At 38.8% G+C, this 10348-nt stretch carries 6 protein-coding genes and 3 pseudogenes; 2 read left to right on the forward strand and 7 right to left on the reverse strand.

Translation table 11 applies throughout. The features are described from left to right. The 5 genes and pseudogenes from CWATDRAFT_RS40585 to CWATDRAFT_RS26585 form a co-directional block, all read right to left on the reverse strand. A pseudogene (locus CWATDRAFT_RS40585) lies at nucleotides 1-263 on the reverse strand (hypothetical protein); the annotation flags it as partial. A 105-nt stretch (nucleotides 264-368) separates the two neighbouring features. Continuing rightward, nucleotides 369-1223: a methyltransferase domain-containing protein gene (locus tag CWATDRAFT_RS26570; protein WP_007307904.1), complete on the reverse strand. Its 855-nt coding sequence runs from the start codon at nucleotides 1221-1223 to the stop codon at nucleotides 369-371. A 103-nt stretch (nucleotides 1224-1326) separates the two neighbouring features. Further along, nucleotides 1327-2025 carry a J domain-containing protein gene (locus tag CWATDRAFT_RS26575; protein WP_007307903.1) on the reverse strand — a complete coding sequence of 233 codons (699 nt, stop codon included), beginning with the start codon at nucleotides 2023-2025 and terminating at the stop codon, nucleotides 1327-1329. A 40-nt stretch (nucleotides 2026-2065) separates the two neighbouring features. Then, nucleotides 2066-3028, reverse strand: coding sequence for a cysteine synthase A (cysK, locus tag CWATDRAFT_RS26580; RefSeq protein ID WP_007307902.1), 963 nt, complete (start codon nucleotides 3026-3028; stop codon nucleotides 2066-2068). A gap of 128 nt (nucleotides 3029-3156) precedes the next feature. Further along, the gene (locus tag CWATDRAFT_RS26585) at nucleotides 3157-4038 is read right to left on the reverse strand and encodes an alpha/beta fold hydrolase (RefSeq protein ID WP_007307901.1); all 882 of its coding nucleotides are present in this window, start codon (nucleotides 4036-4038) and stop codon (nucleotides 3157-3159) included. A gap of 386 nt (nucleotides 4039-4424) precedes the next feature. Between CWATDRAFT_RS26585 and CWATDRAFT_RS26590 the strand changes: the two genes are divergently transcribed. Then, entirely contained in the window at nucleotides 4425-5348 is a 924-nt protein-coding gene (locus tag CWATDRAFT_RS26590; RefSeq protein ID WP_007307895.1) for an NHL repeat-containing protein, read from the forward strand. Nucleotides 5349-5536: 188 nt separating this feature from the next. On the opposite strand, the pseudogene CWATDRAFT_RS26595 reads toward CWATDRAFT_RS26590, so the two are convergent. Together CWATDRAFT_RS26595 and CWATDRAFT_RS26600 are read right to left on the reverse strand one after the other, a co-directional pair. Further along, nucleotides 5537-7944, reverse strand: a pseudogene (locus tag CWATDRAFT_RS26595) (phosphoketolase family protein). Between the two features lie 229 nt (nucleotides 7945-8173). Then, entirely contained in the window at nucleotides 8174-8779 is a 606-nt protein-coding gene (locus tag CWATDRAFT_RS26600; RefSeq protein WP_042712523.1) for a Uma2 family endonuclease, read from the reverse strand. Between the two features lie 403 nt (nucleotides 8780-9182). Between CWATDRAFT_RS26600 and gap the strand changes: the two are divergent. Continuing rightward, nucleotides 9183-10175: pseudogene (gene gap / locus CWATDRAFT_RS26605) on the forward strand (type I glyceraldehyde-3-phosphate dehydrogenase). Nucleotides 10176-10348 lie beyond the last annotated feature (173 nt).

Consider the following 10348-nt stretch of genomic DNA (forward strand, 5'->3'; position numbering starts at 1 on the left):
GTTTGATCAATCGAGTCGGTACCACACACCATAAAACTATAGGTGAGTGCGCGCTTAACTTTCGGTAGGGGACGACGGGCCCACCCCACAGCATCACATAATTCTTCTAGTTCGTAGAGATCGATCTCTCTTTCTCGGGTGAAAAAGATCCGTGTTTGGCCATCGGTGTGGCCTGTCAAGTTGACCGGTTCCCCTTTAAATTGGGGCTTTTGGTCAGTGTTTGATGTATCCGTATTATTAAACAATCGTTTCCAAAAAACCATTAGATTGAAAGAGACAACCCCTATTTAGTTAAATATTCTCTCACAAAGTCGGAGTGCTGTGCTATGGTTCGAGCAAAAGCTTGAAAAAACCTAACCAAAAATTTACTATTTTTGTCCGTAAATTAAGCCAAAACGAATTAGACCCCGTTCATAACCTCGACTCATCAGCCCCAATGATAACGCTCCTTGTACCGTTTGCCAACCACTGTTTAATAAACCGGCGATCGTTTCTAAATTCAAAGCTGAGTCAATTACAATATCCCAAAAAGGTGCTACTTCCATTGACCAATCATCTATTTTAATATTACTAAAACCACAGTCCTGGGCAATGGTTTCGTATTCGGGTAAAGATAGGACATAAGGCAAACAATAAACCCGATAGATTTCTTCTAAATGTTGTTTTTCCTCTTCTGTTAATTCCCCTGCCCAAGAATTAGTGGGACGATGACACCAAGTTACACAAAGAAAAGTACCACCGGGTTTTAATACCCGATAACATTCTTGAAAAAATTTCTTTTTATCGGGCATATGTTCCCCACTTTCTAGAGACCATACCAGGTCAAAATTATCCTCTGGAAAGGGCATATTTAGGGCATCAGCCACCTGAAACTGTACTGTTTCTTCTAATTTGAACTCACTAGCTCTTTCCGTGGCTCTATTTGCCTGTACAGAAGATAGAGTTATTCCTGTTGCTTTGGTGTTAAATCTTTCAGCTAAATAAAGGGTACTGCCTCCGATCCCACACCCCACATCAACTAAGTTAGAAACCTCTTTAATATCAGCCCAAATTAATAGTTCTTCGATTAAATTGATTTGTGCTTGACGACGATCAAGTTTATAGTTTCCGCCTCTTCCATAGTAGCCGTGGTGCATATGTTCACCCCAAGTTTTTTCCCATAAATTACTGGAGGTGTCATAAAATTTAGCGATTTTTTCTGATAGGTTAGATGTGTTAGTCATTAGGTTTATTTTTAAGATTTAGGGATCAGAATATTTAATTAAACTAAATTATTTTATTTTCTTTTGAGCTTAGACAAGCAGGATGCTTGTGTTACTATTTATTTTAAATATTAGAGATTGAGGCTACATTATGATGGACTTCTTTTAATAATCTATAGGAAATTCTAAATAATTCTTGACCCGTATGTAAATGGGAGTCATCGTAATTACAAGAGAACCATTCTAACTCTTCAATGCCATCCCCAATATGATTCAAACAATAGTAAAGAATAGCTGCTATTTTAGCTAGTTTCGGGGGGTTAGGTTGTCCAGAAAATATGCTTTTTGCTTGTTGTAAATCATGACGAGAACAACGAACATAATCTTGAAAAACCGCCATTAATTCGTCATCAAAAGGATCGGCGGCCAAATCATCAATTTGCTCGTTTAAACGGGATAAAATACGCGAAATTAAACGGTCAATGGGACGATAAACCGTTTTCAACCATTGATCAATTAAACTAACAGAAACCTGTTCAGCAGCACGACAATTATGATAATAAGACTGGGCTCGGGCTGTCCTCTGTTGTCGTTGAAAAGAAGGATAATTAGGTATCAACTGCTGATCGTAGCTTTGTCGTCGTTGAGGATCTCCTAAAACCTCATAAGCGGCGTTAATCAGGATAATTTGTTCATGATTAGCCTTTTTATGTTGACTATCTGGGTGAAACCGTTTAGCCAAACGACGATATGCTTTTTTAATTTCTGTTTGACTCGCAGTTTGGCTAACTTCGAGGATGTGATAATGATTAGTGGATGTCATTACAGTTTAGGGAACGAGAGGACAGCAAGCAACCCTTTGCTTAATGAACCATAGCCAGTTGAGGCGGTTCGACATCTTGGAAAAGAGGTGTACTTAAGTAACGTTCTCCAAAACTGGGTTGAACCATTACGATCAGTTTACCGATATTTTCGGGTCTTTGCCCAACTTTAATGGCAGCGCATAAAGCAGCCCCCGTAGAAATACCGGATAATAGTCCTTCTTCTTTAGCTAAACGTCGCCCATAACTCATTGCTTCCTCATCGGTGACGGTGACAACTTCATCGATCAATTCCACTTTCAACACCCCAGGCACAAAACCGGCACCGATCCCTTGTATTTTGTGTCCTCCTGGGCTGCCTCCTGATAAAACGGGGCTGCTGGTGGGTTCAACTGCGATCGCCTGAAAACTGGGTTTTTTCTGCTTAATTACTTCAGCTACACCGGTAAGGGTGCCACCGGTTCCTACGCCAGCGATCAAAAAATCTACCCGTCCATCGGTATCTTCCCAAATTTCCTCGCCGGTGGTTAAACGGTGAATTTCGGGGTTAGCTGGATTATTGAATTGTTGTAACATATAGGCGTTGGGCAGGGTTTCTGCTAATTCTTGGCCCCGACGAATACAACCGCCCATCCCCTCGCTACCTGGGGTTAGTTCTAGCTGCGCTCCATAAGCTTTTAACATAGCCCGGCGTTCTTGGCTCATGGTTTCGGGCATGGTTAAAATTAACTTGTATCCTTTGGCCGCTGCTGCCATTGCCAGGGCAATACCTGTATTCCCGGAAGTGGGTTCAACTAAGAGGGTTTTACCGGGAATGATAAATCCTTCTTTTTCGGCAGCATTAATCATATTCACGCCAATTCTATCTTTGACGGATGCTGCCGGGTTCATGCCTTCTAATTTGACAACGATCTGCGCTTTACAACCTTCTGCTTGAGGAATGCGATTTAATTGAACAAGGGGGGTATGGCCAATTAACTCAGTGATATTGTGAGCAATTTTCATAAGCTTTGTCTTGGTATACTTAATGACTTATCCTTTGTTTGTAGCCCCTTATTGCCCACTTAATCGATATTTTTAGAGTTTTTTTATGTCAGACAATAAAAAACTGCTCACTGATCACTGATAACCGATCACTGTTTTGTCGCCCAATCTTTAATTAATTGGTTAATGCGATCGGGTATTTCATCGTGGGGACAATGACCAGCTTCTAGATAGTGTTCTGTTAAGTTGGGGTAATATTGACGGTATTTTTCCCCTCTTTCTTGTGTATTCATCCAAGGATCTTTTTCTCCCCACAACATTAATAAGGGATGGGATAGTTGTTCTAATAATTTGTCAACGGTTTCTCCTTGTGGTGTCTTAAAAACTGAGGCGAATACTTGTGCTGCCCCTGGGTCACAAGAAGGACGATGAATATCATCAACTAACTTGTCTGTAACCGCTTCTTGATTGTAATAAACTTTGTTCAGTGTCTTACGAATATTTTTAGGACGGCGCATATATTGAAACAGTAAATTACTCGCCCAAGGTTGTAATAAGACAGAGCGGATGGTTTTTTGAATTATGTTGGGTTTGCTGGCTTTTTGAGTATCACTAAAGGGTCCAGCACTGTTGAGTAAAATCAGTCCTTTCGAGGTTTCTGGACATTGAGAAGCAACGCAAAGGGCAGCATACCCCCCTAAAGAGTTACCTGCTAAGACAACAGGTTGCCCGATAATTTCTGTAATAAAATCCTTCAATTGATCTCGCCAAAGATCCCCACTATATTGTAACTCGGGTTTTCCAGAGCGACCAAAACCTAATAAGTCAATGGCCCAGACTTCAAAATGTTCTTGTAATTGAGCAATATTTTTCTGCCAATGATCTGTAGATGCACCAAACCCATGTATTAATAATAAAGGAGGATGGTTGGACTGTTGTTTTCCGGCTTGGACATAGTAGATATTATGGCCTTTCCATTGCCAGTATTGTCCATTGGGGGAGGTGTTGGAAGAAAGATCAACTGTTTGCATGGCGATCGCACTTTATAAAGATATGTTAACACTCCTTTTAGTGTAACGGGTGATTCTTTAAGTTAACAAGGTTTCTAGAGCAATCAGTAATCAGTTGTGATAATTAACTTTGAGTAGAAGGCAACAGGGAAATGATACACAATTTATTATCTTTCTTGTTGAAATAGTGAGCAAGATGCTCACACTGCTGTCTGTCAAACTTATTTAAAAAGACTATAACTGTCATACTTAAGTAGTATCACACACTTAGTATGATTAAACCACAGTGTTTTTCAGGAAATACCTAATATAAATTGCTTAAATATTAGCGTTAATACGGTTTTCATATTTAGTGATTTTACTCGATAGTTAAGGTAGAAAATATAGATTTACAGAAAATTCATAACATGAATACCCAATTTTTACCTAAACTAACTTCTATTATTGCTGGAACTGTTACTATGACTGTTAGCTTAATTATTCCTCCAAAAGCTGAGGCTATTGTTTATGGACTCAAATCCCGCGCAATTGATTCTGATCCATTTAGTGCGCCTCCTACTAATTTATATTCTTTTGAAGAAGATGGATCATCTTTTACAAATTTTGGTGCTTTAACATTAGGTGGTTCTAGTATTGATGCCGATGGCTTAGCTATTAATAATTTAGGAAATTTATTTGGCTTTCGCTTAACGGCTTCAGGCTCAACTCTAATATCAATTAATCCAGGAATTTCAGAAATTAATCCTATTGGTTCTTTACTGAGTGGAAGACAAATAAGGGGGGCTGTTTTTGAAAATAATGATCTTTGGGTTATTGATTCTAATAATAATGAAGTTTTACGGATTAATCCTAATGATGGAACAATTATAGGAATACCTCAAAAATTAACTTTAAATGGTTCCCCCTATAACCTTAGTTCTACTTCTGATATTGCAGTTGACACTAATAATTTATTTTACTTAATTAGTTCAAGCAGTTTGCTTTCTCTTAATATAACTACCGCAGAATTATCTTTTATTAACACAATCGGCACTTCTGGTTATGCAGGTGCTACGTTTTCTGATAATGGAAATGATGATAGTTTATTTCTGTATGATATTAGTTTTAGGGATGATATTTTTGAAACTGACGTAAATACTTTGACAACAAATATTTTATTTAACAATATCATCCCTCAATTTAATTCCGGTAGAGGAGATTTAGCTGCCATTGTTACTATTAATACACCTCAAGCTGTTCCTGAATCATCACATATTTTAGGAATACTCGGTTTTGGTGGTTTGGGATTATTCTCTAAATTCTTTAAAAACCTGTTAAAAAGTGACTCTTAAACAGCTAAGCCGAAATAACTATATTTCATGGAAAAAACTCCAACTCCTAACTCCTAACTCCTAACTCCTAACTCCTAACTCACGTTTAGTAAGAGATTGTAGGAAGGGCTTAATATTATTAAGCCCCTATATTTTTCCTCACAATAATTTATTATTATTCTGGAAGAATATGTTACTTTGAATGACTTTTAAAAAGTCCATTTCCAGTCAGTAATCTCTGGTTTATCAATACCATTTTCGTAAGCATAAGCCCGATGTTCAATGATGGCATTTTTCATCCGTTGTTGAACATAAGCAGCAGCAGATCCTAACTTGGGAACCCGATCAATTACATCTAAAACCAAGTTAAAACGATCAATTTGGTTATTCATGGCTAACTCTAAAGGTGTATTAATATTCCCTTTTTCTTTGTAGCCACGAACATGAAGATTATGGTGATTGGTATGACAATAGGTTAATTTATGAATTAACCAAGGATAGCCATGAAAATTGAAGATTATGGGCTTATCAACTGTAAATAAAGTGTCAAATTCACGAGAGGAAAGTCCGTGGGGATGTTCTTCTGCTGGTTGCAGTTTAAACAAGTCCACTACGTTAATGAAACGGACTTTTAAATCAGGAAACTCTTCCCTTAAAATAGCAGTTGCGGCTAACGCTTCTTTCGTGGCAACATCACCACAAGAAGCCATAATTACATCGGGTTCATCGGGAGCTTTTCCACAGTCATCGTTACTGGCCCATTCCCAAATACCTATACCTTTGGTACAGTGTTTGATGGCTTCGTCCATGGTCAAATATTGCAGATGTTTTTGTTTATCGGCAACAATAACATTGACGTAATCTTTACTGTTTAAACAGTGGTTTCCAACGGATAATAGGGTGTTAACATCGGGGGAAAATACACCCGAACCACATCGGCACTCTTATTAGTAACTAAGTCCACATATCCGGGATCTTGGTGGGAGAAACCGTTATGATCTTGTCTCCAAACCGTGGAAGAAAGCATGATATTTAAAGAAGAAATGGGCGCGCGCCAAGGTACTTCATTCTTACAAATATCTAACCATTTTGCGTGTTGATTAAACATAGAATCAACTACGTGGGCAAAGGCTTCATAGGTGTGGAAAAAGCCGTGACGACCGGTTAATAAATACCCTTCTAACCATCCTTGTAGGGTGTGTTCGCTTAACATTTCCATCACCCGACCATCGGTGGTGATCTCTGTTCCGTCTGCATCTGCATCAATAATATCAGCCATCCAGACTTTTTTGCTGACTTCGTAGATAGCATTGAGACGGTTAGACGCGGTTTCATCTGGTCCAAAGACACGGAAACTGTTCATGTTATTGGCCATGACATCCCGTAAAAATACACCCAAGGGACGGGTATTTTCCGCTTCTACTGCACCAGGTTTGTCCACTTCTACCCCATACTCCCGAAAATCAGGCATTTTCAGGTCTTTCCGCAATAAACCACCGTTAGAATAAAGGGTGGCACTAATACGATGGTTTCCTGTGGGTGCTAACTCTTTTAACTCCGGTAACAGTGTTCCGTTGTCGTCAAAAAGTTCTTCCGGTTTATAGCTTTTTAACCAGTCTTCTAATACCTTGATATGTTCCGGGTTGCCGTGCATTCCTGATAGGGGGACTTCGTGCGATCGCCAGAAGTCTTCGGTCTTTTTACCATCAACTTGTTTGGGACCGGTCCATCCTTTAGGAGAGCGTAACACAATCATGGGCCACATGGGACGTTTAGCTACACCACTGCTACGGGCCTCTTTTTAGATCTCTTTAATCTCTGCGATCGCAGTTTCTAGGGTTGCGGCCATCGCTTGGTGCATGAGATCGGGATCAGATCCTTCTACAAAATAGGGTTTATAACCGTACCCTTTGAAAAGATATTCTAATTCTTCGTGAGAGATCCGAGCTAAAATGGTGGGGTTAGCGATTTTATAACCGTTGAGGTGTAAAACGGGTAATACTGCGCCGTCTCGGATAGGATTGATAAATTTGTTAGAATGCCATGCAGTAGCTAAAGGTCCTGTTTCTGCTTCTCCATCCCCTACCACAGCAACGGTGATCAGATCCGGGTTATCTAACACAGATCCGTAGGCATGGGATAAACTGTAACCTAACTCCCCTCCTTCGTGGATGGAACCGGGGGTTTCTGGGGTGCAATGACTACCGATACCACCGGGGAAGGAAAACTGTTTGAAAAAGGCTTTCATTCCTTCTTCATCTTCGCTTTTTTCGGGGTAAACTTCGGAGTAGGTTCCTTCTAAATAAACTGGCCCTAAAATTCCTGGCGCACCGTGACCGGGTCCTGCCATGTAAACAACATCTAAATCGTATTTTTTGATCAGGCGATTAAGATGAATGTAGATAAAACTTAAGCCAGGACTTGATCCCCAGTGACCTAATAAACGGTTTTTAACGTGGTCTTCTGTGAGGGTTTCTTTGAGTAAAGGATTATCTTTTAGATAAATCATGCCAACGGCTAAATAGTTACAAGCACGCCAGTAAGCATGAATTTTTCTCAATTCTTCGGGAGATAGGGGAGTTTCTTCTACTTGTGGTTTATCGGGTGTTGCAACCATTAATTATCACTCCAATGATTTTTTATTTTGAAGGTTTAACAGGCGAAAATATTAATATTTTTCCCGTTGATGAAGTCAAGATTAGGACTAATGGCTTAATATAATACTTTATGATGATAAAATCAATGTAAATTTTGTATTTTTTTTATATTTTAGTTTTTTCTTCTCACTTAATCTATTGTTAACCTTGTACTTCCGTTGTAGTAAGTGTCAATTCTAAATTCTAAATTTACAATTTTTCTCTAAACTCTTTCATAGCTAAACGAGGGTTAGGATGATTGATAAATTGACAGAGTAAGTTAAGGTTTAAATTGGGTAAAAGTTGACTTTTTTCTTGGAGAGAATACTGCTCATTTTCGAGATAATAGACATTGAGTTGATCATCTTGCCATAACCAAACTTCTTTGATTTCTAAGCGACGATATACCTCTAATATTTTGATATTGCCACTGGTAACAATAACTTCGATAGCTTTATCAGGGAATTCTTTTTCTGTTTCTAAACAATAACATTTATCAGGTTCTTTTCCTGCTTCTCCTTTTCTAACCCGTAAGGTTGTCGAACCCAGTCCCCAAAAATCAATTTCTGCTACTTCTAAATATACTTCTAATAATCGACCAATATTTTCTGTGCTAACTTCATGACGGCGACTCGGTGACATGATTTCCAATACTCCTTCTAAATAAATCGTTCGATAAGCAGCACTATCTCCCAATGATTCTATGAACTGTTCGTATTCATCCCAAGACATACCAGTAACAATTAAACGTTGTTCACTGTCATGATGGGATGTTTTAAAATTAGCCAGTTGAGATAAAGAAAGTAAAGACATAATTTGATAATTTAGTTGTAGGGTGGGCAAACTTTTCTCTATTATAAGTAACTCTAATGATTTTCCAATTTGCCCACCTTCCTATCTGTCATTATTTTTAATAATGATTAAGTTTTCATTATATAACTTTTCCTAGTTTACCTTTTCTTTTGTCTAACTTTAATTTTCTGTTTAAATAATTAATTTTATTTTAATTATTGTTTACTTTGTTTTGTTATATAATGTTTCTTCTAAGTTAACCTTAAATTAAGGAGTGTCAACAATCTAAAAACTTTGTTGATATTGAGAAAATTCTGCAAAATAACCTTACGATATGAATAATTAATCTTCCTTCAATGGAATAAGCAAACAGTATTATTTTTTCCCTTCAAGTTCAAAAATTGTTCATTTTTCAGGAGTTTCTCTCATGGCAAAAATTAGAGTTGGCATTAATGGTTTTGGCCGTATCGGTAGATTAGTCTTTCGTGCAGGTATCAATAACCCTGACTTTGAATTTGTAGGAATCAACGATCTCGTCCCTGCTAAGAATATCGCCTATTTACTCAAATATGATTCCACTCACGGGCGTTTTGATGGCACCGTGGAAGCCACAGATGAGGGTATTGTGGTCAATGGTAAACTTATTCCTTGTTTTGCCATTCGCAACCCCGAAGAATTACCTTGGGGACAACTTGAGGTAGATTATGTGGTAGAGTCCACCGGGTTATTCACCACCCACGAAACCGCTAGTAAACACCTCAAAGCTGGTGCAAAACGGGTGGTTATTTCTGCCCCCACCAAAGATCCTGAAAAAGTTAACACCTTTGTTGTGGGTGTGAACGATGATCAATACGATCCTACCAAGGATTACATTGTTTCTAATGCCAGTTGTACTACCAACTGTTTGGCCCCCATTGCTAAAGTAATCAACGATAACTTTGGCCTAGCAGAAGGGTTAATGACTACAGTACACGCCATGACAGCCACTCAGCCCACCGTAGATGGTCCTAGCAAGAAAGATTTACGGGGTGGACGAGGTGCAGCCCAAAACATCATTCCTGCATCCACAGGAGCGGCTAAAGCGGTGACTCTGGTGATTCCTGAGTTAAAAGGTAAGTTAACGGGGATGGCCTTACGGGTTCCCACCCCTGATGTTTCTGTGGTTGATCTAACTTTTAAAACCGAAAAAGCTACCAGTTATGAAGCTATATGTGCAGCTATGAAAGCAGCAGCAAACGGTGAGTTAAAAGGTGTGTTAGGTTACACCGATGAAGATGTAGTTTCTATGGACTTTAATGGGAGATCCTAACTCTAGTATTTTNGATGCTCAAAGCTGGTATCGAANTTAATTCTACTTCTTTAAAGTTGTTTCTTGGTACGACACNAATTGCGGTTATCTACCCGGATGTTAGATTTATGAAAGTTATGCAGTTAAGAAGGCTAAGTTATGGCACTGTCTAACTTTATTCCTTAGCGGGTACGGTGGGCTTGCCACCTTATTACCCGATATTTTCCCATCTTGAATTCCTTGGCTAACCAGGCCATCTTCTTCCGAAAATTTTCGTTAATTTACTCCCCTTTGGGCCAATCTCT

The organism is Crocosphaera watsonii WH 8501 (assembly GCF_000167195.1).
Taxonomy (GTDB): Bacteria; Cyanobacteriota; Cyanobacteriia; order Cyanobacteriales; family Microcystaceae; genus Crocosphaera; species Crocosphaera watsonii.

Excerpts from the sequence above, each read along its gene's own strand:
- CWATDRAFT_RS26575 (WP_007307903.1), bottom strand. The coding sequence starts at position 2,025 with ATGACATCCACTAATCATTATCACATCCTCGAAGTTAGCCAAACTGCG.
- cysK (WP_007307902.1), bottom strand. The coding sequence starts at position 3,028 with ATGAAAATTGCTCACAATATCACTGAGTTAATTGGCCATACCCCCCTT.
- CWATDRAFT_RS26585 (WP_007307901.1), bottom strand. The coding sequence starts at position 4,038 with ATGCAAACAGTTGATCTTTCTTCCAACACCTCCCCCAATGGACAATAC.
- CWATDRAFT_RS26590 (WP_007307895.1), top strand. The coding sequence starts at position 4,425 with ATGAATACCCAATTTTTACCTAAACTAACTTCTATTATTGCTGGAACT.
- CWATDRAFT_RS26570 (WP_007307904.1), bottom strand. The coding sequence starts at position 1,223 with ATGACTAACACATCTAACCTATCAGAAAAAATCGCTAAATTTTATGAC.